Annotated in this window: 15 protein-coding genes; 12 read left to right on the plus strand and 3 right to left on the minus strand. The window is 66.3% G+C overall.

Features of this window, described 5'->3' with window-relative positions; translation table 11 throughout:
* The first annotated feature begins 198 nt into the window (after positions 1 to 198).
* The 3 genes from AC1DOQ_RS21055 to AC1DOQ_RS21065 all read left to right on the plus strand — a co-directional run bounded on the left by AC1DOQ_RS21055 (position 199) and on the right by AC1DOQ_RS21065 (position 6,449).
* A complete protein-coding gene (locus AC1DOQ_RS21055; protein WP_477368784.1) occupies positions 199 to 2,373 on the plus strand; it encodes a hybrid sensor histidine kinase/response regulator in 2,175 nt (724 codons plus the stop codon).
* A gap of 347 nt (positions 2,374 to 2,720) precedes the next feature.
* Entirely contained in the window at positions 2,721 to 5,951 is a 3,231-nt protein-coding gene (locus AC1DOQ_RS21060; protein ID WP_477368786.1) for a PAS domain S-box protein, read from the plus strand.
* Positions 5,952 to 6,092: 141 nt separating this feature from the next.
* The gene (locus AC1DOQ_RS21065; RefSeq protein WP_477368788.1) at positions 6,093 to 6,449 is read left to right on the plus strand and encodes a hypothetical protein; all 357 of its coding nucleotides are present in this window, start codon (positions 6,093 to 6,095) and stop codon (positions 6,447 to 6,449) included.
* Here the strand turns inward: AC1DOQ_RS21065 and AC1DOQ_RS21070 are convergent.
* The 3 genes from AC1DOQ_RS21070 to map are packed head-to-tail and all read right to left on the minus strand — an operon-like array spanning position 6,422 to position 10,643.
* On the minus strand, positions 6,422 to 7,168 hold the full coding sequence (locus AC1DOQ_RS21070) for a pseudouridine synthase (protein ID WP_477368790.1): 747 nt from the start codon (positions 7,166 to 7,168) through the stop codon (positions 6,422 to 6,424). The genes AC1DOQ_RS21065 and AC1DOQ_RS21070 overlap by 28 nt on opposite strands.
* Before the next feature lie 50 nt (positions 7,169 to 7,218).
* A complete protein-coding gene (locus tag AC1DOQ_RS21075) occupies positions 7,219 to 9,810 on the minus strand; it encodes a [protein-PII] uridylyltransferase (protein WP_477368792.1) in 2,592 nt (863 codons plus the stop codon).
* An 8-nt stretch (positions 9,811 to 9,818) separates the two neighbouring features.
* Positions 9,819 to 10,643: a type I methionyl aminopeptidase gene (map, locus tag AC1DOQ_RS21080; RefSeq protein ID WP_477368794.1), complete on the minus strand. Its 825-nt coding sequence runs from the start codon at positions 10,641 to 10,643 to the stop codon at positions 9,819 to 9,821.
* A gap of 223 nt (positions 10,644 to 10,866) precedes the next feature.
* On the opposite strand from map, the gene rpsB reads away from it, so the two are divergent.
* From rpsB to bamA, 9 genes are all read left to right on the plus strand, one after another.
* Entirely contained in the window at positions 10,867 to 11,613 is a 747-nt protein-coding gene (rpsB, locus tag AC1DOQ_RS21085) for a 30S ribosomal protein S2 (protein ID WP_477368796.1), read from the plus strand.
* Between the two features lie 110 nt (positions 11,614 to 11,723).
* Complete coding sequence (gene tsf / locus AC1DOQ_RS21090) at positions 11,724 to 12,632, plus strand: translation elongation factor Ts (protein WP_477368798.1); 909 nt, start codon at positions 11,724 to 11,726, stop codon at positions 12,630 to 12,632.
* Positions 12,633 to 12,720: 88 nt separating this feature from the next.
* Positions 12,721 to 13,437 carry a UMP kinase gene (gene pyrH / locus AC1DOQ_RS21095; protein ID WP_477368800.1) on the plus strand — a complete coding sequence of 239 codons (717 nt, stop codon included), beginning with the start codon at positions 12,721 to 12,723 and terminating at the stop codon, positions 13,435 to 13,437.
* A gap of 33 nt (positions 13,438 to 13,470) precedes the next feature.
* A complete protein-coding gene (frr, locus tag AC1DOQ_RS21100; protein WP_477368802.1) occupies positions 13,471 to 14,031 on the plus strand; it encodes a ribosome recycling factor in 561 nt (186 codons plus the stop codon).
* 103 nt (positions 14,032 to 14,134) lie between these two features.
* Positions 14,135 to 14,890 carry a polyprenyl diphosphate synthase gene (gene uppS, locus AC1DOQ_RS21105; RefSeq protein ID WP_477368804.1) on the plus strand — a complete coding sequence of 252 codons (756 nt, stop codon included), beginning with the start codon at positions 14,135 to 14,137 and terminating at the stop codon, positions 14,888 to 14,890.
* Entirely contained in the window at positions 14,890 to 15,717 is an 828-nt protein-coding gene (locus tag AC1DOQ_RS21110; RefSeq protein WP_477368806.1) for a phosphatidate cytidylyltransferase, read from the plus strand. The genes uppS and AC1DOQ_RS21110 overlap by 1 nt, the downstream gene beginning before the upstream one ends.
* A gap of 21 nt (positions 15,718 to 15,738) precedes the next feature.
* Positions 15,739 to 16,917: a 1-deoxy-D-xylulose-5-phosphate reductoisomerase gene (ispC, locus tag AC1DOQ_RS21115; RefSeq protein WP_477368808.1), complete on the plus strand. Its 1,179-nt coding sequence runs from the start codon at positions 15,739 to 15,741 to the stop codon at positions 16,915 to 16,917.
* A 4-nt stretch (positions 16,918 to 16,921) separates the two neighbouring features.
* Positions 16,922 to 18,265, plus strand: a complete 1,344-nt coding sequence (gene rseP / locus AC1DOQ_RS21120; protein ID WP_477368810.1) for an RIP metalloprotease RseP — start codon at positions 16,922 to 16,924, stop codon at positions 18,263 to 18,265.
* A gap of 53 nt (positions 18,266 to 18,318) precedes the next feature.
* A complete protein-coding gene (gene bamA / locus AC1DOQ_RS21125) occupies positions 18,319 to 20,679 on the plus strand; it encodes an outer membrane protein assembly factor BamA (RefSeq protein ID WP_477368812.1) in 2,361 nt (786 codons plus the stop codon).
* Positions 20,680 to 20,735: the final 56 nt, after the last annotated feature.

Consider the following 20,735-nt stretch of genomic DNA (forward strand, 5'->3'; position numbering starts at 1 on the left):
ATGCCTGCCTTGTGGACAAGCAATCCCCGGATGCTACGCGACCCCGGCCCTTCGCGCAATGCCGGAAAACACCGCGTAAAGACTGTTGTGGCGGGCCCTGCGGCTTTTTTCGCTGTCGTGCGGCACGAAAAAACTTGCTGAATATAAAATGGAATGCTGCCGAGTCCGCCCCGACCAATTGAGGATCGAAACGACATCATGAGAGTGCGCACCCACCTGAGCCTGCTTGCCGCGGCGGTCTTCCTGCCCATGATCGTCGGCGCCGGCGTCGCCATCAAGCTGCTGCTGGATGCGGAGCGCCATGCGGTGCTGCGCGGCATGCAGGAACTGGCGCGGGCTTCCGTGCTGGCGATGGACCAGGAGCTGACGGCCGCGATCGCCGCCGGCCAGGCCCTGTCGACCTCGGCCCGCTTGCAGCAGGGCGATTTCGCATCCTTCTATACGCAGGCGCAGGCGGCCAACGCCGGCAGCGCCCGCCAGACCGCGGTGCTGCTCGAGGATGGCCGGCAACTCTTCAATACCGCAATCCCCTACGGCCAGCCGGCCGCGGCCCCGGCGCGCGGCGCCCTGCAACGGGTACGCGCCGTGTTCGAGCGCCGGCGCCCGACCGTGTCGAACCTGATCGTCGGCAGTGCCACCCACCGCTACATCATCTCGGTCGAGCTGCCGCTGGTGCTCGACGACGGCCGCCGGGTGCTGCTCGACCAGTGGTTCGGTATTTCCCACCTCAACAGCCTGCTGCCGCGCGACGTGCCGGCCGGCTGGCAGGTGGCGGTGTTCGACCGCGACGGTGCGACCCTGGCGCGCAACGGCGCCTGGTCGGCCGAGATCGCCTCGCGCGCCCGGCCCGACCTGCTGGCGGCGCTGAACGCCGGCGCGGTCCAGGCCGAGGCCGCCGATGCCGGCGGCGCGGCGCTCACGGTGGCGCTGGCCCGCTCCGCCCTGTCCGGCTGGACGGCGGCGATCGGCGTGCCGTCCAGCGAGCTGGCGGCCACCGCGGCGCGCGCGGTGTCGCTGATCGCCGCCACCCTGCTGTGCGCGGTGGTGCTGGCGCTGGCGGGGGCGATCCTGTTCGCGCGGCGCCTGCTGGCCGCCACCGAATACCTGGGTGCCGCCACCGAGGGCATGGCCGAAGGCTGGCTGCCGCCGCCGGCCGACTTGCGGATCACCGAACTGAACAGCCTGCAGCAGGTGCTGCACGCCGTCTCGCGCCGCCTGCAGAAGGCCGAGACCGGCCGCCGCAAGCACCTGGCCGAAGTGCAGGCGGCGCGCAGCGTGGCCGAGTCGCAGAACCGCGCCAAGGACGAATTCCTGGCCATGCTGGGCCACGAGCTGCGCAATCCGCTGGGCGCGATCAGCTCCGCCATCGCCCTGATCCAGATGGGGGCGAAGGGGCCGGCGGCGGAGCGCGCCCACCAGATCATCGGGCGCCAGAGCCGTCACCTGGCGCACCTGGTGGACGAGCTGCTCGACGCCAACCGCGTGTTGAGCGGCAAGGTGGTGCTGGCGCTGGCGCCGCTCGACCTGGCGGCCGCCGTGCGCGAAGCTGCGCTGACCCTGCAGACCCGGGGCGCCACCAGCGAGCATCACGTCGAGCTCGACCTCGAGCCGGTATGGGTGAACAGCGATCCGACCCGGCTGCAGCAGGTGATCGGCAACCTGGTCGAGAACGCCGCCAAGTACACCCAGGCCGGCGGCCACATCCGCGTCAGCACGCGCCGGCGCGAGGACATGGCGGAGCTGGTGGTGGCGGACGACGGCAAGGGCATCGAGGCCGAGTTGCTGCCGCGCGTGTGGGATGTGTTCGTGCAGGGCAAGGTGGCGAACCGCAGCAAGGGCGGGCTCGGGATCGGTCTGGCGGTGGTCAAGTCGCTGGTCGAGCAGCAGCGCGGCTCGGTGGCCGTGGTCAGCCGCGGCGCGCGGCAGGGCAGCACCTTCACGATCCGGCTGCCGCTGGCGCCGGAGGCGGTGGCCGCCGTCGAGGCGCCCGCGCCCGAGGCGCCGCCGCTGGACGGCCTGCGCGTGCTGGTGGTCGAGGACAACGAGGACCTGCGCGAGATGATGTGCGCGCTGCTGGCCTCGCGCGGCTGCGCGGTGGACAGCGCCGCCGACGGCCACGGCGCGATCGCCCTGGCCCGCAACGCGCTGCCGCAGATCGCCTTCGTCGACATCGACCTGCCGGACATCTCCGGCCACGAGGTCGCGCGGGCGCTGGCCGGGCAGGGCGGGATCCGGCTGGTGGCCGTCACCGGCTATGGCCAGCCCGACGACGTGCGGCGCGCGCTGGCGGCCGGCTTCGACCGCCACCTCAAGAAACCGGTGCGCCTGGAAGAACTCGAACGCGCGATCGGCGAGCTCGACGTGGTGCGCTGAATACACTCGGGCCGTAAAGAATGCGCCGTCTGCCGCAAACGCTTGCGGCAGCATTTCCTTCTCATTGGCAGCGCTACCATTTGTCCTGGACAAGCGCCTGGCGCAGGCGCGCGGTCGGCGTGTTTTCGCCGCCGGCGCCGATCGAGCTCATCTTTATGCAAGCAGGCTACTGCACGATTGAAATCCCATTGGAGATTATCGAGTTGTAAAGTATTCTTGGTTTCAAATGTGAGTTACCAGATACTCACAACAACTTCCTATCCTCATTTATGGCTGACTCCTCTCCAGGTTCTGCCGTTGGATACCGTGATGACGCCGTCATCGCGGGACTGCTTCATGAGCGCGGCGTGCACGTGCAGGGCCGCGACCCGGCCGCCGAGCGCAGTGCGCTGGCCTTGCTGGCCCAGTGCCTGGCCGACGAGCCCGAACAGTTGCTGCAGCGGGTGGCCGAGACGGCGCGCGCGCTGTGCGGCGCGAGCGCGGTGGTGATCGCCGTGCGCGAGCCCGGCAAGGATGGCGAGGAAATCTGCTGGTGTGCGGTGGCGGGAGGTATCGACGGCCAGGCGGGAAAGCGCTTTCCGCTGCACGCCTGCCCCTGCGGCGTCTGCGTGCAGGCGGACGGCGCGGTGCTGTTCGAACGGCCGGAACGGGAGTTCGAATCGGTCCGTGAAGCCGGCGTGAAGGTGGCGGAAGCCCTCGGCGTGCCGTGGCGCGTACGCGGCCGGCCGGCCGGCGCGCTGATGGCGATCCTGGCCGACGACGGCGAGAACTTCGACGCCCACGACCTCGAGCTGCTGCGCGAACTGGCCGGCTTCGCCGCCGCCGCGCACCGGACCGGCGGCGCCCTGCGCGGCAATCCGGACCCCGAACGGCTGGAGCGCGAGCTGGAGCAGCGCCTGCGGCCTGTCCTCGAAAGCAAGCAGACGCTGGAGCGGGAAGTCGAGGAAAGCCGCGCCGCCGAGCGCGCGCTGCGCGAACACAAGGCCCTGGTCGACGCCACCCTCAGCATCAGCACCGTCGGCGTCGCCTACTTCGACCTCGACGGCACCATCCACGAAGTGAACCAAGCCTACCAGCGCATGACCGGCTACAGCGGGGATGAGCTGCGCGACTTCGAGAACTGGAAGGCCTCGACCGCGCCCGAGTTCTGGGACCTGACCATGCGCTCGGGCTACGAGCTGCGCGACATCGGGGTCACGCGCCCCTATACCAAGCAGATGCTGCGCCGGGACGGCAGCCGCTGGTGGGGGCTGTACGCGCCGGCCAGGATATCCGGCGAGGGCGCGAATGCGCGCTGCGTCTGCTTCATCCTCGACGTCACCGAACTGAAGGAGGCCGAGGCGCGCCTGGCCGAGAGCGAGGAGCGCTTCCGCGCCCTGGTGGAAGGCTTCGGCCAGGCGGTCTGGGAGACCGATGCGGACGGCAATTTCGTGGCGCCTTCGCCCAGCTGGTGCGCGTACACCGGGCAGCGCGAGGCGGCCTCGATGGGCAAGGGCTGGCTCGACGCCGTGCATCCGGACGACCGCGACTACGTGCGGCGCGAATGGCTCGCCGCGCTGGCGATGCGGCGCGGGATCAACATGGAATTCCGCGTCCACGTGGCGATGGGCGGCTGGCGCTGGACCAATGTGCGGGCCGCGCCCCTGTTCGCGCCGGACGGCGGCCTGCGCAAGTGGTTCGGCATGAACATCGACATCGACGAGCGGCGCCGCACCCAGGCCGCGCTGGCCGAGAGCGAGCGCCGCTACCGCATGCTGTTCGAGGCGATGGACGAAGGCTTCCTGCTGGCCACCGTGCAGCACGACGAGAACGGCCGCGCGGTCGGGCTGGCGTATCTGGAAGCGAATCCGGCGGCGGTGCGCATGACCAGCATCCATTACGTCGGCCCCGGCCAGCTGAAGGTGAGGCCCGAGCACGAGCCGTGCTGGCTGGATGCCTGCGCCCAGGTCGCGCGCACCGGCGTCAGCGCGCGCTCGCAGTGCTTTGCCGAGGCGCTGTCGTGCTGGTTCGATTTCTACGTGTATCCGGTCGGCGGCGGCGAGGCGCCGCGGGTGGCGATCCTGTTCCACGACATCACGGTGCGCAAGCGTGCCGAGGACGCGCTGCGCGAGAGCGAGGCCCGGTTCCGTGCGCTGGCCGACGCCTCGCCGGCCCTGATCTACCAGTTCGATGCCGACGGCAGCCTGATGTACCTGAACCAGCGCGGCCCCGACGAGGGCGACCCGGCGGGCGAGGCCGACGGCTGGCGCGCCATCGTCCAGCCGGACGACATGGGCGCCTACCTGCAGGAAGTCTGCGAGGGCATCCGCCAGCGCGCCGCCTACACCCAGCGGGTCCGGGTGCCGGCGCGCGACGGCAGCTGGCGCTGGTTCGAGTCGCACGCCGCGCCCTGGTACACGGGCGACGGCCAGCATCGCGGCTATGTCGGCATCTCGCTCGACATCACCGGCGCCGTGCAGGCCGAGGAAGCGCTGAAGGAGGCCGACCGCCGCAAGGACGAATTCCTCGCGACCCTGGCCCACGAGCTGCGCAACCCGCTGGCGCCGATCAGCAATGCGGTCCAGCTGATGCGCCGGCCCGACGGACGGCGCCAGTCCGACCGCGTGGTCGAGATGGTCGGGCGCCAGGTGCGCCAGATCGTGACCCTGGTCGACGACCTGATGGAAGTCTCGCGCATCACCCGCGGCAAGATCGACCTGCGGCTGGAGCGGGTGCCGATCTCGGAGATCATCCATAGCGCGGTCGAGACCAGCCAGCTGGCGATCGAGCGCGCCGGCCACCAGCTGGCGGTGGCGCTGCCGGAGGAAGCGCTGGTGCTGCAGGCCGACCGCGTGCGCCTGACCCAGGTGTTCGCCAACCTGCTCAACAACGCCGCCAAGTACACCGATCCGGGCGGCCGCATCTGGGTCGAGGTCTGGCGCGAGGATGGGCAGGTGCTGACCTCGGTGCGCGATACCGGGATCGGCATCCCGTCCGAGTCGCTGGGGCGGGTGTTCGACATGTTCGCCCAGGCCCACCGTGCGGTCGGGCGCGGGCAGGGCGGTCTCGGGATCGGCCTGACCATGGTCCGCAGCCTGGTCGAGATGCACCACGGGACCGTCGAGGCGCACAGCGCCGGCAGCGGGGCGGGCAGCGAATTCCTGGTGCGCCTGCCGCTGGCGCCGGTGGACGAGGAGCGCGGCGAGCGCCCGGGCCTGGCCCTGGCGCGGCCGGACGCGCCGTTTGCCGGCCAGCGCCTCATGGTGGTGGACGACAACCGCGATGCCGCCGATACCCTGGGCCTGCTGCTGGAAGCCGACGGCGCCGACGTGCGCGTGGTCTACGACGGCCGCGCCGCGCTGGCGATGGCGGAAAGCTTCCTGCCGTCCAGCGTCCTGCTCGACATCGGCATGCCCGGCATGGACGGCTACGAGGTCGCGCGCCGCCTGCGCCAGGACGAGCGCTTCGCCAACATGCGCATCATCGCGCTGACCGGCTGGGGCCAGGATTCGGACCGCCGCCAGACCCGCAACCGCGGCTTCACCCATCATTTGACCAAGCCGGTCAGCCTGGAGGATCTCCACCGGATACTGACTTGACGCAAGATATCGGCAAATTCGCAATAATTTCCGGGCGTTTTCATTCACCCTGCATTTTTTATGCAATGTGAGTTATCTAACGTCAAAGCCCGATAGCGGCTGATAGACTGAAATCACGTCAACCCGTGTTGGGAGGCAGCGATGACGTGGATTTCAGAATTTGTCAGGTATCTATCCGTGCTGGGCGATCCCAGGCTGGAGCCGGGCACGGTCGAAGGACTGCCCCCGTTCGCGTTGCGCCAGACGGCCGATGCGCTGAAGGCTGCCGGCTGGACCACGACCTATGAATACAATGGCGATGACGCCTGGGTCGACTACGCCCGCATCGACATGCGCAAGGGCCGCTCCAAGCTCAGGATCCTGTGGGACCCCGACGGCGGCGGCAGCATCGACGGGCCGCAGACCGTGCTCGAAGGGCTGCGCCCGCTCGCTCCATGGATGGATGACGCCGGCGAGGGCCGGATCGATTATCAGAAGCGCTCGTCCGGTCCCAGGTAGCGCCACTGGCCCGGGGGCAGCTCGCCCAGCTTGACGCGGCCGATCCGCACCCGCTTCAGGCCGATCACCTTCAATCCGACCATGTCGCACATGCGGCGGATCTGGCGCTTGCGGCCTTCCTTCAGGGTAAAGCTGAGCTGGTCGTCGTTCTGCCAGCGCACCTTGGCCGGCAGCAGCGGCTTGCCGTCCATCCACAGGCCGTGGTTGAGCTTCTTGAGCTCGGTGTCCGGCAGCTTGCCCGGCCTGGTGTACTGGACCCGCACCAGGTATTCCTTCTCGATCGCCGTGTCCTCGCCGATCAGCTGGCGCGCGATGCGGCCGTCCTGGGTCAGCACCAGCAGGCCGACCGAGTCGATGTCGAGGCGGCCGGCCGGTACCAGGGAGCGCAGCTGGGTCGGATGGAACTGCTCGGGCGAGGGGTCGTCCTTCCAGCGGTTCTCCGGCTTGACCAGCACCACGGCCGGCTTGTAGCCATCTTCGGCCTGGCCGCTGACGTAACCGACCGGCTTGTTGATCAGGACCGTCACGCGCTTGCTCTGCTCCGCCGCGGCCTGGCGCTCCACCGTGATCTTCTGGTGCGGCAGCACCTTGCTGCCGAGCTCGCTGACGACCTTGCCGTCGACCCGCACCCAGCCTTTGGCGATCCAGTCATCGGCTTCGCGGCGGGAGGAGAGGCCCAGTTCGGACATGCGTTTGGAGAGGCGTACGGCTTCGGTCATAAGTGGTAAATGTTAAACCGTCATTCCCGCCTTCGCGGGAATGACGTCGGTTAGATTTTCAGTGCATCCAGCAATTCGGTTTCCAGCTGCACCTGCACCCGCTGGTTGTTCAGCGCCGCCCCATCGATCAGGAACACGTCCTCGACCCGCTCGCCCAGGGTCATGATCTTGGCGGTATGCAGGTTGATGCGGTAGCGCGCCAGTACGCTGGCGATCGCGTACAGCAGGCCGTTGCGGTCGTTGGCGGCGATCGACAGCAGCCAGAACTGGCCGCGCTCGTCCGGGCGCAGCTCCACGGTCGGGATGATCGGGAAGTTGCGCGACATGCGGGACAGGCGGGCGCGCAGCGGCGGGCTGAGCGCTTCCTGGCGGGTCAGCACCTCGCACAGCTCGTGCTCGATCAGGCTGATGATGTCGCGGTAATTGTTGGCGAAGTGTTCGTCCGTGATCAGGAAGGTGTCGAGCGCGTAGCCGTCCCGGGTCGTGTGGATCTTGGCGTCCAGGATCGAGAAGTTTTTGCGGTCGAAATAGCAGCAGATGCGCGCGAACAGGTCGGGCTGGTCCTTCACGTAGACCGTCACCTGCAGGCCTTCGCCGATCGGCGCCAGGCGCGATTTCACCACCGGCTTGTCGCGTCCCAGCTTGTCGACCAGGGCCCGGGTCTGCCAGGCGATGTCGGAGGCGTCGTGGCGCAGGAAGTAGGCGACGTCGAGCTGTTCCCAGAGTTTCTCGTGGGCGTGCGGACCGAGGCCGAACAGGCGCAGCGTGGCCAGGGCTTCCTGCTGGCGCGCGCGCAGTTCGCGGTCGGCCGACGGCGGCTCGCCGCCCAGCACCCGCAAGGTGATCTTGTACAGGTCTTCCAGCAGCTTGGCCTTCCAGGCGTTCCACACCTTCGGGCTGGTGCCGCGGATGTCGGCCACCGTCAGCAGGTAGAGGCCGGTCAGGTGGCGCTCGTCCTTCACCAGGCCGGCGAAGGCCGCGATCACGTCGGGGTCGGACAGGTCCTGCTTCTGCGCCACCTGCGACATGGTCAGGTGCTGTTCGACCAGGAATACCACCAGCTCGGTGTCTTCCGCGGAGATGCCGTGGTCGCGGCAGAACTCCAGCACGTCCTGCTTGCCGAGTTCGGAGTGGTCGCCGCCCCGGCCTTTCGCGATGTCGTGGAAGAGGGCGGCCACGTACAGCAGCCAGCGGTCGCGGAAATTCGCGATCAGCTGGCTGCAGAACGGGTATTCGTGGGCGTGTTCCGTCATCGTGAAGCGGCGCATGTTCCGCACCACCATCATGATGTGCTGGTCCACCGTGTAGACGTGGAACAGGTCGTGCTGCATCTGGCCGATGATGCGGCGGAAGTTCGGCAGGTAGCGGCCCAGCACGCCCATGTCGTTCATGCGGCGCAGCGCGTGCACCAGGCCGACCGGGGCCTGCAGGATGCGCAGGAACATCGCGCGATGCAGGGGATTGGCGCGGAAGGACTCGTCGATCAAGGTGCGCGCATGCCACAGCGCGCGCGTGGTGCGCGCCGTCATGCCCTTGATGTCGGGGCGCTCCGTCATCACCACGAAGATTTCCAGTACCGCCGACGGGGTAGCCTCGAAGGTATCGTCGGCGGCGATGTCGATGAAGCCGTTGACTTCGTTGAAGCGCGGATTGATCGGCATCGGGACCGAGGGTTGCGGGAACAGCTGGGCCTCGATGTTCTGCAGCAGGATGGTGTTCATCTGCGTCACCACCTTGGCGGCCCAGTAGTAGCGCTGCATCAGGTATTCGCTGGCGCGGCGCGCTTCCAGGCCCTGGCCGGTCGAGGTCAGGCCGAAGGTCTCGGCGATCTGGGTCTGGACGTCGAACACCAGGCGGTCTTCGCGGCGCCGGGTCTGCAGGTGCAGGCGCACGCGGATGTCCTTGAAGGCGTATTCCTTCTCCATCAGCTGGCGCGCCTCGGCGCGCGTGATCAGGCCGCGGATCGCCAGCTGGGTCCAGGAATTGCCGAGCCCCGCCGCCTTCGCCACCCACAGGATCACCTGCAGGTCGCGCAGGGCGCCCGGGCTCTCCTTGACGTTCGGCTCCAGGCTGTAGGGCGTGAACTCGTACTTGGCATGGCGCAGCCGCATCTCGGCGGTCTTGGCGTGGAAGAAGGCCTGCGGATCCATGGCCTCGGCATAGCGCCGCTGCAGCTCGGCGAACAGGGCCTGGCTGCCGCTGACCAGGCGCGCCTCGAGCAGGCTGGTTTGGACCGTGATGTCGGCCGCCGACTCGCTCATGCATTCGTCGACGGTGCGGATGGCGTGGCCGATCTCCAGGCCCAGGTCCCACAGCAGCTGGACGAACTGCTCCAGCCTGGCCTGGGTGAGGGCGTCGGGCGGATCGCCCAGCAGGATCAGGAGGTCGACGTCGGAGTGCGGGAACAGCTCGCCGCGGCCGTAGCCGCCGACCCCGACCAGTGCCGTCTCGGGCGGCAGCCCGGCCGCGCGCCAGGCGTCGCCCAGCACCCCGTCGACGCTGTGGCGCAGGCCGCGCAGCAGCTTCTCGGGTTTGCCGTTCGCGCGGAAGTCGGCAATGATGCGCTGGCGCTCGTCCTTCAGGCGCTGCCGCAGCTGCGTCTGGAGGCCGGCCTGCGGTTCGGTGGCGATGGTGCCGCTCATGGAGCGATTCAGGCCGGGACGGCGTCCTGGTTCAGCACGATCGCCGGCGGCGGCGGCGTGCCGCTCGACGTGGTCAGCACCTCGTAGCCGGTTTCCGTCACCAGGATCATGTGTTCCCACTGGGCCGACAGGCTGCGGTCCTTGGTCTTGATGGTCCAGCCGTCCGGCATTTCGCGGATGTCGCGCTTGCCGGCGTTGATCATCGGCTCGATCGTGAAGATCATGCCGGCCTTCAGCTCCTCGCCGGTGCCCGGGCGGCCGTAGTGCAGCACCTGGGGTTCTTCGTGGAAGACCTTGCCGATGCCGTGGCCGCAGAACTCGCGCACCACCGAGAAGCCGTTCTTCTCGGCGTGCTGCTGGATCACGTGGCCGATATCGCCCAGGTGGGCGCCAGGCTTGACCTTGCTGATGCCCAGCCACATGCATTCGTAGGTGATCTCGGACAGGCGGCGCGCCTGGATCGAGGGTTCGCCCAGCAGGAACATGCGGCTGTTATCGCCGTGGAAACCGTCCTTGGTGATCACGGTGACGTCGATGTTGACCGAATCGCCGGCCTTCAGGACCTTGTCGCCCGGGATGCCGTGGCAGATCACGTCGTTGACCGAGGTGCAGACGGCCTTGGGGAAGGGCGGGTAGCCCGGCGGCGCGTAGTTCAGCGGGGCCGGCACCGTGCCTTGCACCTGGACCATGTATTCGTGGCAGAGGCGATCGAGTTCGCCGGTGGTGACGCCCGGCTTGACGAAGGGCGTGATGTAGTCGAGCACTTCGGCGCCGAGGCGGCCGGCGATGCGCATGCCTTCGATCTCTTCCGGGGTCTTGATGGAGATAGACATAATAATTCAGTTCTGCAATGGGATATCCGTCCATTATATGTGATCGGGCGGCACGTATGAACTTGAAATCGGAGGCAAATCCGGCTAGAATCTCGGGTTGCTCGTGTTCGTATCGAGCAAGCTTGTAAAAAACGTCTTTTTTATTGAATCGCGAATGCGGCCGACAAGGGTGCCTGATACAGGTGTACCGGCCGTTATTCAAGACTTAACCCTGGAGAATCAAATGTCCGTTACTATGCGCGAAATGCTGGAAGCCGGTGTCCACTTCGGCCACCAGACCCGTTTCTGGAACCCGAAAATGGCACCGTTCATCTTCGGTCATCGCAACAAGATCCACATCATCAACCTGGAAAAAACCATGGCGATGTACCAGGATGCGATGAAAACCATCAAGCAGATCGCTGCCAACCGCGGCACCATCCTGCTGGTCGGCACCAAGCGCCAGGCCCGCGACATCATCGCTGCTGAAGCCCAGCGCGCCGGTGTGCCGTACGTCGACCAGCGCTGGCTGGGCGGCATGCTGACCAACTTCAAGACCATCAAGACCTCGATCAAGCGCCTGAAGGACATGGAAGCCATGATCGAATCGGGCGAAGTCGAGAAGATGTCGAAGAAAGAAGCGCTGATGTTCTCGCGCGAAATGGAAAAGCTGCAGAAGTCGATCGGCGGCATCAAGGACCTGGGCGGCGTGCCGGACGCGATCTTCGTGGTCGACGTCGGCTACCACAAGGGCGCCATCACCGAAGCCTCGAAGCTGGGCATCCCGGTCATCGGCGTGGTCGACACCAACCACTCGCCGGAAGGCGTTACCCACGTGATCCCGGGTAACGACGACTCGTCGAAGGCCATCACCCTGTACGCACGCGGCGTCGCCGATGCGATCCTGGAAGGCCGTGCCAACGCCACCAACGAAGTCGTTGAAGCGGCCAAGGCTGGCGACGACTTCGTCGAAGTTTCCGAGCAAGCATAATGCCGGCGGGCGTCAGCCCGCTGGAGTGAAAGAAGGGGCGCCGAGCCTGGATCGAGCGCCCTTTTTTGCAAGCAGATTCAGCAAGAACAAACCTATTTAGGAGAAATGACATGGCAGCGATTACTGCAGCGATGGTTGGCGAACTGCGCGCCAAGACCGATGCCCCGATGATGGAGTGCAAGAAGGCACTGAACGAAGCCGAAGGCGACATGGCACGTGCCGAAGAGATCCTGCGCGTCAAGCTGGGCGGCAAGGCCTCGAAAGCAGCTTCGCGCATCACCGCCGAAGGCGTGGTGACGGCTTACGTCGCCGGCAACATCGGCGCGCTGGTCGAAATCAACAGCGAAACCGACTTCGTCGCCAAGAACGAAGAGTTCATGGCCATGGCCAACCTGGCTGCCAAGCTGGTCGCCGAGAACAACCCGGCCGACGTCGCCGCCCTGGCCGCCCTGCCGGTCGACGGCAAGACCTTCGATGACGTGCGTACGGCACTGATCGGCAAAATCGGCGAGAATATGACCGTTCGCCGCTTCCAGCGCTTCGACACCACCGGCAAGCTGGCTTCCTACCTGCACGGCTCGCGCATCGGCGTGATCGTCGACTACGACGGCGCCGACGAGCAAGTGGGCAAGGACGTCGCCATGCACATCGCCGCGATGAAGCCGGTCGCCCTGTCGTCCGAGCAAGTGCCGGCCGAGCTGATCGAGAAAGAACGTTCGGTCGCCCAGCTGAAAGCCAAGGAAGACGCCGAAAAGGCCGTCGCCGAAGGCAAGCAGCCGCAATCGGAAGAGATCGTTGCCAAGCGCATCGACGGTTCCGTGCAGAAATATCTGAAGGAAGTGTCGCTGTTCAACCAGGCTTTCGTGAAGAACGACAAGCAGAGCATCGAGCAGATGCTGAAGGCGAACAACGCCACCGTCAAGGCATTCACCATGTACGTGGTGGGCGAAGGCATCGAGAAGAAGGTCGACGACTTCGCAGCAGAAGTTGCAGCCCAGATGGCCGCAGCGAAGCAGTAATCAGCAGTAAAAAAGAAGACGGGCCGAAAGGCCCGTTTTCATAGCAGTACCCCGAATTCGAATCATCTAACATCCAGGAGCCCCATTCATGACCAAACCAGCCTACCAACGAGTCCTCCTCAAACTGTCTGGCGAAGCGCTGATGGGCGACGACCAGTTCGGCATCAACCGCGCCACCATCGAGCGCATGGTGGCCGACGTGGCGGAGGTGCAGAAGCTGGGCGTGGAACTGGCGGTCGTGATTGGCGGCGGTAACATCTTCCGCGGCGTGGCCCCGGGCGCGCAGGGCATGGACCGCGCGACCGCCGACTACATGGGCATGCTGGCCACCGTCATGAATGCGCTGGCCCTGGCCGACGCCATGCGCCAGCAGGGTATCACCGCGCGCGTCATGTCGGCGATCGGCATCGAGCAGGTGGTCGAGCCCTACGTGCGTCCGAAGGCCCTGCAATACCTGGAAGAAGGCAAGGTGGTCGTGTTCGCCGCCGGCACCGGCAATCCCTTCTTCACCACCGATACCGCGGCCGCGCTGCGCGGCTCCGAAATCTCGGCCGAGATTGTTTTGAAGGCAACCAAGGTCGATGGCGTATATACTGCCGATCCGAAGAAGGATCCGCACGCGACTCGCTATGAGTCGATTTCCTTCGACGAAGCGATCGCCAAGCATCTGCAGGTGATGGACGCCACCGCGTTCGCCCTGTGCCGCGACCAGAAGCTGCCGATCAAGGTGTTCTCGATCGTCAAGCCGGGCGCGCTCAAGCGCGTGATCATGGGCGAAGACGAGGGTACACTGGTACACGTTTAACAATCCTTATTTAGCAAAACACAGGAGAGCAGTATGTCCGTCGCTGACGTGAAGAAAAACGCCCAGGACAAGATGGCCAAGTCCATCGACACCCTGAAGGCCGACCTGGCCAAGGTCCGCACCGGCCGCGCCCACACCGGCATCCTCGACCACGTGATGGTGGATTACTATGGTTCGCCCACCGCGCTGCCGATGGTTGCCAACCTGACCCTGATCGACGCCCGTACGATCGGTGTGACGCCGTACGAAAAGAAAATGCTCAGCACCATCGAGAAGGCGATCCGCGATTCCGATCTCGGCCTGAATCCGTCGACCTTCGGCGAAATGGTCCGCGTGCCGACCCCGGCCCTGACCGAAGAGCGCCGCAAGGAAATGGTCAAGCTGGCCAAGTCGGAAGCCGAAGACGCCAAGATCGCCGTGCGTAACGTGCGCCGCGACGCCAACGAACAGCTGAAGCGTCTCATCAAGGACAAGGCCATCTCGGAAGACGACGAGCGCCGCGCCCAGGACGAGATCCAGAAACTGACCGACAAGTCCGTCGTCGACATCGACAAGCTCGTTGCCGAAAAAGAGAAAGAAATCATGACGGTGTAAACTGCGGGGGCGGGGCGCCTTTGTGCCCGCAGCCGCAAACTGTCCGCCGGCCGGGTCCGCCCGTGCCGGCGCCTTGTTTTTACCGCCGATACCGGCCTGATTTATGATTTTCAAAAGTTCGACCACCGCAGTTCCCGACGCGCCGGCGGTACCGCGCCATATCGCCATCATCATGGACGGCAATGGCCGCTGGGCGACCAAGCGCCTGCTGCCGCGCGTGGCCGGTCACGTCAAGGGCGTGGACGCCGTGCGCAAGATCGTCGAGGCCTGCGTGGAGCGCGGCGTCGAGTACCTGACGCTGTTCGCTTTTTCCTCGGAAAACTGGCGCCGTCCGGCCGATGAGGTGTCCTACCTGATGGGCCTGTTCGTCACCGCGCTCGAGCGTGAAGTGGCGAAGATGCACGCCAATAACATCCGCCTGAAGGTGGTGGGCGACCTGTCGCGCTTCGATCCGAAGCTGCAGGACATGATCGCCAACGCCGAGCGCAAGACCGCCAACAATACCCGCCTGATCGTGACCGTGTGCGCCAACTACGGCGGACGCTGGGACATCATGCAGGCGACCGGCAAGATGGTGGCCGCCAATCCGGGCGTGACCGAATTCACCGAAGAGATGCTGGCGCCGCACCTGGCGATGGCCTATGCGCCGGAGCCGGACCTGTTCATCCGCACCGGCGGCGAAGAACGCATCTCGAACTTCCTGCTGTGGCAGCTGGCCTATTCGGAGCTGTACTTCACCGACGCCTTCTGGCCGGACTTCTCGCCGGCGTCGCTCGACACCGCCATCGCCTCCTACCAGAGCCGCGAACGCCGCTTCGGCCGCACCGGCGAGCAGGTAGCAACCAAGGCCGCACGCTGATGCTGAAAACCCGCGTCATTACCGCAATCGTCCTGCTGGCAGTCCTGCTGCCGGTCCTGTATTTCAACAATTTCACGGCATTTGCGGTGGTGGCCACGGTGTTTTTCGGCGCCGCCGTGTGGGAATGCGTACGCCTCTTCAATCCCGGCACCGGCAGCGCGCACATCATCGCCCTGGTCTGGACCGCGGTGTTCGCCGTCTCGGTGCTGACCGGCCACTTGAACGCCGCCTTCTGGGCCGCGCTCAGCCTGGCCCTGTGGATCGCCCGCTTCACGCCCTCGCTCAAGTTCGGCCTGCCGCCGCTGGGCAGCCCGTCCAACACGCTGCTGAGCCTGGTCTACGGCTTCGCGATCTTCGGCTGTTTCGTGGCCATCGTGGTGCTGTTCTCGTCCTCGCCGCTGTACCTGCTGTCGGTGATGGCGATCGTGTGGGTGGCCGACATCGGCGCCTATTTCTCCGGCAAGGCCTTCGGCAAGCGCAAGCTGGCGCCGTCGATCTCGCCGGGTAAATCCTGGGAAGGCGCGATCGGCGGCGGCATCGCCGTGCTGGTCCTGGCCTCGCTGTCCGTCGTCTACGGCGGGGCCGCCTTCGCAGACACCTTCGCCGCGCGCGTCCAGCGCGGCTACGGCTGGCCGGCCCTGCTGGCCATCCTGGTCCTGATGGTCGCCGCCAGCATCGTCGGCGACCTCTTCGAGTCCCAGCTCAAGCGCCGCGCCGGCATGAAGGACAGCAGCAAGCTGCTGCCCGGCCACGGCGGCGTCCTCGACCGGATCGATGCCCTGATCCCGGTCCTGCCGCTCGCAGCCCTCATCGGCTCGCGTCTCTGAGCGGCTCTGAAGGAGCACATCATGCAACGCGTTACCATCCTGGGCGCCACCGGCTCGATCGGCGTCTCGACCCTCGACGTGCTCGCGCGTCATCCCGAACACTACCAAGTCCACGCGCTCAGCGCCCACGGCCGCGTCGACGAACTGGCGGCCCAGTGCCGCCGGTTCCGCCCGGCGCGCGCGGTGGTCGGCTCGCCCGAAGCCGCGGCGCGCCTGAGCCAGCTGATCGCCGACCTGCCGACCGAGGTCTCGTGGGGCGAGCAGGCCCTGTGCGAGATCGCCTCCAGCAGCGCGACCGATACCGTGATGGCAGCCATCGTCGGCGCCGCCGGCCTGGCGCCGACCCTGGCCGCCGCCCGCGCCGGCAAGAAGGTCCTGCTGGCGAACAAGGAAGCGCTGGTGATGTCCGGCCAGCTGTTCATGGACGCCGTGCGCGAGCACAAGGCGACCCTGCTGCCGATCGACAGCGAACACAATGCCATCTTCCAGTCGCTTCCAAGCCACTATGCGCGCAAGCCGGATGCGGCCGGCGTGGCGAAGATCCTGCTGACCGCCTCCGGCGGCCCCTTCCTCAAGCGCGAGGTCGAGACCCTGGAGCAGGTGACGCCGGAAGAGGCCTGCAAGCATCCGAACTGGTCGATGGGCCGCAAGATCTCGGTCGACTCCGCCACCATGATGAACAAGGGGCTGGAAGTGATCGAGGCCCACTGGCTGTTCGGCGCCCCGGCCGACCTGATCGAGGTGGTGATCCATCCGCAGAGCGTGATCCACTCGATGGTGTCGTATGTGGACGGCTCGGTGCTGGCCCAGCTCGGCAACCCCGACATGCGCACCCCGATCGCCCACGCGCTGGCCTTCCCGGAGCGGATCGCTTCCGGCGTGGCGCAGCTCGACCTGACCAGCATGGCGGCGCTGGAATTCCATGCGCCCGACTTCCGCCGCTTCCCCTGCCTGGCGCTGGCCTTCGACGCCCTGCGCGCGGGCGGCACCGCGCCGGCACTCCTCAACGCGGCCAACGAAGTGGCGGTGCAGGCCTTCCTCGACCGTCGCATCGGCTTCCGCGACATCGACCGCGTGGTGAGTCGCGTGATGATTGAAGTGCCGCACGGCGCGGCATCGAGCATCGACGCGGTGCTGGCCCAGGACGCGCAGGCGCGCCTGGCCGCCGGCCGCATCGCCGAATCCCTGGCGCGGGCCTGACGCCATGTTCAGCCACATCCTGATCGGCTTCCTGCTTGGCCTCGGGCCGCTGATCATCGTCCACGAACTGGGCCACTACTGGGTTGCGCGCCTGTGCGGCGTGAAGGTGCGCCGCTTCTCGATCGGCATGGGCAGGGTGGTGTGGTCGCGCCGCTTCGGCGCCGACCAGACCGAATGGGCGCTGTCGGTGCTGCCGCTCGGCGGCTACGTCAAGCTGGTGGACAGCCGCGACCCCTCGACCGCCCCGCAGGACGCCAGCGAGGAGGCACGCGAATTCACGCGCCAGAACGTGTGGAAGCGCATGGCCATCATCGCCGCCGGTCCGGCCATCAATTTCGCCCTGGCGATCCTGCTGATGGCGGGCCTGTTCATGGTCGGCAAGGAAGAGCCGGGCACGCGCCTGCGCGCCATGCAGCCCGACACCCCGGTGTACGTGGCCGGCGTGCGCGGCGGCGATGCCGTCACCGAAGTGAACGGCAAGCCGGTCGCGGCCTGGAACGACCTGCGCTGGGAGATCCTGCGCGCCGCGATCGACAAGCATGACGCCGAACTGAGCCTGCGCGGCGCCGGCGGCAACAGCTACCGCGCCGTGATCCCCGCATCCACGCTGGCGCGCTTCGACCCGGACGGCAAGGTCGACGTCATGGAGCAGCTCGGCATGCAGATGTGGCGCCCGCGCCCGAGCGTCGAGAAGGTCATCCCGGGCGGGGCCGCCGAACGCGCCGGCCTGCGCCACGGCGACCTGCTCACCGCCATCGACGGCAAGCCGGTCAACGACGGCGTCGACGTCATTACCACCGTGCGCAAGGCGCCTGGCCGGACCCTGCAGCTGGACCTGCTGCGCGACGGCCAGCCGGTCCACCTGGCGATCACCCCGGACCGCGACCCGGCCAGGGGAGACGGCGTGATCAAGCTGCTGGTGGCGCAGATGCCGGAGATGGTGAAAGTGCAGGCCGGCCCGCTGCAGGCGGTCGCCAAGGGCGCCGGACGCGCCTGGGACGGCGCCGTCACCACCCTCAAGATGATCGGCAAGATGCTGACCGGCGAAGTCTCGCTGAAAAACGTGTCGGGTCCGATCACGATCGCCGGGGTGGCCGGACAGGCCGCCGACGCTGGCTTTGCGACGTATATCGAGATGCTGGCCTTCATCAGCCTGAGCCTGGGTGTAATGAATCTGTTACCAATTCCCGTTCTGGATGGCGGCCAATTGCTGTATTATTCGCTGGAAGTTTTGACCGGGCGCCCCCTGTCCGCGCGGATCGGAGAGATCGCGCAGCTCGCCGGGTTTGGCCTGATGCTCATGCTGATGGCGCTCGCCGTCTTCAACGACCTGGTGCGGCTGCTCTGATACCGGGCGCAGAATTCGAAGTTCGTCCAATGACTGACCCATTGATCTAACCAATGAAATTACACTCTGATCGTCCTGCCTTGCCCCGCTTCGCCATGCCTTCCCGTCGCAGCCTGATCGGCGCCGCCGTCCTGGCGCTTTGCGCCGGCCACGCTCAAGCCGTCGCTCCCTTCGTCGTGAAGGACATCCGGGTCGAAGGCATCCAGCGGACCGAGGCGGGCACGGTGTTCAGCTACCTGCCGGTACGCGTCGGCGAAACCTTCGACGACGACAAGGGCACCGCTGCGATCAAGGCGCTGTATGCCACCGGCTTCTTCAAGGACGTGCGCCTGGAAGAAGAGAACGGCGTGCTGGTCGTGCTGGTCGAGGAGCGTCCCGCCATTTCGAGCGTGGACTTCACCGGCACCAAGGAATTCGAGAAGGACATGCTGGTCAAGGCGCTGAAGGAAATCGGCGTCGGCGAAACCAAGATCTTCGACAAGGCATCGGTCGACCGCGCCGAGCAGGAACTCAAGCGCCAGTACCTGTCGCACGGCCTGTACGGCGTGAAGATCACCACCACGGTCACCCCGATCGAGCGCAACCGCGTGACGATCATGTTCAACGTCGACGAAGGCGACGCCGCCAAGATCAAGGGCATCAACATCGTCGGCAACAAGGCCTTCTCCGACAAGCAGCTGCGCGAACTGCTGCAGCTGAATACCTCGGGCTGGTTCACCTGGTATTCGAAGGCCGACCAGTATTCGAAGCAGAAGCTGACCGGCGACCTCGAGTCGATCAAGTCCTGGTACGCCAATCACGGCTACCTGGAAGCGACCGTCGAATCGACCCAGGTCGCGATCACCCCGGACAAGAAGGACATCTACCTGACCATCAACATCACCGAGGGCGAGAAGTACACCGTCACCGGCATCAAGATGGAAGGCGAGACCTTCGGCCGCGAGCAGGAACTCAAGCAGCTGATCCTGCTGCGTCCGGGCGCGACCTATTCGGGCGAGCTGCTCGAAGCCTCGAACAAGCGCATCTCCGACCGCCTGGCGAGCTTCGGCTACGCCTTCGCCAACGTGAACGCGAATCCGGAAATCGACCAGGCCAAGCACGAAGTCAAGTTCACCTTCATCGTCGATCCGGGCAAGCGCGCCTACGTGCGCCACATGACGATCTCGGGCAATACCATCACCCGCGACGAAGTCATCCGCCGCGAATTCCGCCAGTTCGAGAGCTCGTGGTACGACCCGAACCGCGTGAAGCTGTCGCGCGACCGCGTCGACCGCCTCGGCTACTTCAAGGACGTGACCGTCGAGACCCCGGAAAACCAGGGCACCACCGACCAGGTCGACGTCAACATCGCGGTCACCGAAAAACCGACCGGTAACTTCATGATCGGCGGCGCGTTCTCGCAGGCCGAGAAGTTCACCTTCACGGCATCGGTCACCCAGGCCAACTTCGCCGGCAGCGGTAACACGGTCGGCGTCGAACTGAACACCAGCAAGTACAACCGCACGATCTCGTTCGCGCAGACCAATCCGTACTTCACCGACGAAGGCGTGTCGCGCGCCTTCCAGCTCTACCTGCGCACCTCGCGTCCGCCGGCGCTCAACATCGGTTCCTACACCGTGCGCCAGATGGGCGGCAACCTGACCTTCGGCGTGCCGTTCTCCGAGACCGACACCGTCTACTTCGGCGCCGGCCTCGAACGCACCAAGCTGGAAACCGACGACAGCTCGCCGACGCTGTACAAGGAATTCGTGCGCCAGAACTCGAGCGACAAGACCACCAAGCTGACCGGCGTGGGCACCGCGACCACCGACGCGATCCCGTTCACCGTGGCCTGGGGCCGTGATTCGCGCGACAGCGCCATCACGCCGACCCGCGGCCGCTACCAGCGCGCCAACCTGGAGATCGACCTGGTCGGCGACGCCAAGTACTACCGCGCGATCTACGAACACCAGTGGTACCGTCCGCTGACCCGCTGGATGACGTTGGCCCTGAAGGGCGAGCTGGACATCGGCGGCGGCCTGCACGGTCACGCCTACCCGGTCTTCAAGAACTTCTACGGCGGCGGCATCGGTTCGGTGCGCGGCTACGAGAGCTCGTCGCTGGGCCTGGTCGACCCCTACACCCTGGACGCCCTGGGCGGCGCGCGCCGCGTGATCGGCAACGCCGAACTGCAGTTCCCGTTCCCGGGCAGCGGCACCGACCGCTCGCTGCGCTGGTTCACCTTCGCCGACACCGGCCAGGTCTACCAGGAAGGCCAGCGCATGCGCCTCGACCAGCTGCGCTACTCGGCGGGTATCGGCCTGTCGTGGATTTCCCCTGTCGGTCCGCTCAAGTTGAGTTATGCTAAGCCCTTGAACGCCAAGCCGGGCGACCGCCTGGAACGCTTCCAGTTCCAGATGGGTACCGGCTTCTGACAAGGATTGCGGAGCTCATGTTGGAGCTCATGTTGGAGATTATGTTGAATAAATCG

Source organism: Massilia sp. 01N417 (genome assembly GCF_056399645.1).

Bases quoted from the DNA above. Each gene is read 5' to 3' on its own strand.
- uppS (WP_477368804.1), top strand. From the start codon at position 14,135: ATGATTTTCAAAAGTTCGACCACCGCAGTTCCCGACGCGCCGGCGGTA.
- rseP (WP_477368810.1), top strand. From the start codon at position 16,922: ATGTTCAGCCACATCCTGATCGGCTTCCTGCTTGGCCTCGGGCCGCTG.
- pyrH (WP_477368800.1), top strand. From the start codon at position 12,721: ATGACCAAACCAGCCTACCAACGAGTCCTCCTCAAACTGTCTGGCGAA.
- bamA (WP_477368812.1), top strand. From the start codon at position 18,319: ATGAAATTACACTCTGATCGTCCTGCCTTGCCCCGCTTCGCCATGCCT.
- AC1DOQ_RS21065 (WP_477368788.1), top strand. From the start codon at position 6,093: ATGACGTGGATTTCAGAATTTGTCAGGTATCTATCCGTGCTGGGCGAT.
- AC1DOQ_RS21110 (WP_477368806.1), top strand. From the start codon at position 14,890: ATGCTGAAAACCCGCGTCATTACCGCAATCGTCCTGCTGGCAGTCCTG.
- ispC (WP_477368808.1), top strand. From the start codon at position 15,739: ATGCAACGCGTTACCATCCTGGGCGCCACCGGCTCGATCGGCGTCTCG.
- frr (WP_477368802.1), top strand. From the start codon at position 13,471: ATGTCCGTCGCTGACGTGAAGAAAAACGCCCAGGACAAGATGGCCAAG.
- AC1DOQ_RS21055 (WP_477368784.1), top strand. From the start codon at position 199: ATGAGAGTGCGCACCCACCTGAGCCTGCTTGCCGCGGCGGTCTTCCTG.
- AC1DOQ_RS21075 (WP_477368792.1), bottom strand. From the start codon at position 9,810: ATGAGCGGCACCATCGCCACCGAACCGCAGGCCGGCCTCCAGACGCAG.
- tsf (WP_477368798.1), top strand. From the start codon at position 11,724: ATGGCAGCGATTACTGCAGCGATGGTTGGCGAACTGCGCGCCAAGACC.
- AC1DOQ_RS21070 (WP_477368790.1), bottom strand. From the start codon at position 7,168: ATGACCGAAGCCGTACGCCTCTCCAAACGCATGTCCGAACTGGGCCTC.
- map (WP_477368794.1), bottom strand. From the start codon at position 10,643: ATGTCTATCTCCATCAAGACCCCGGAAGAGATCGAAGGCATGCGCATC.
- rpsB (WP_477368796.1), top strand. From the start codon at position 10,867: ATGTCCGTTACTATGCGCGAAATGCTGGAAGCCGGTGTCCACTTCGGC.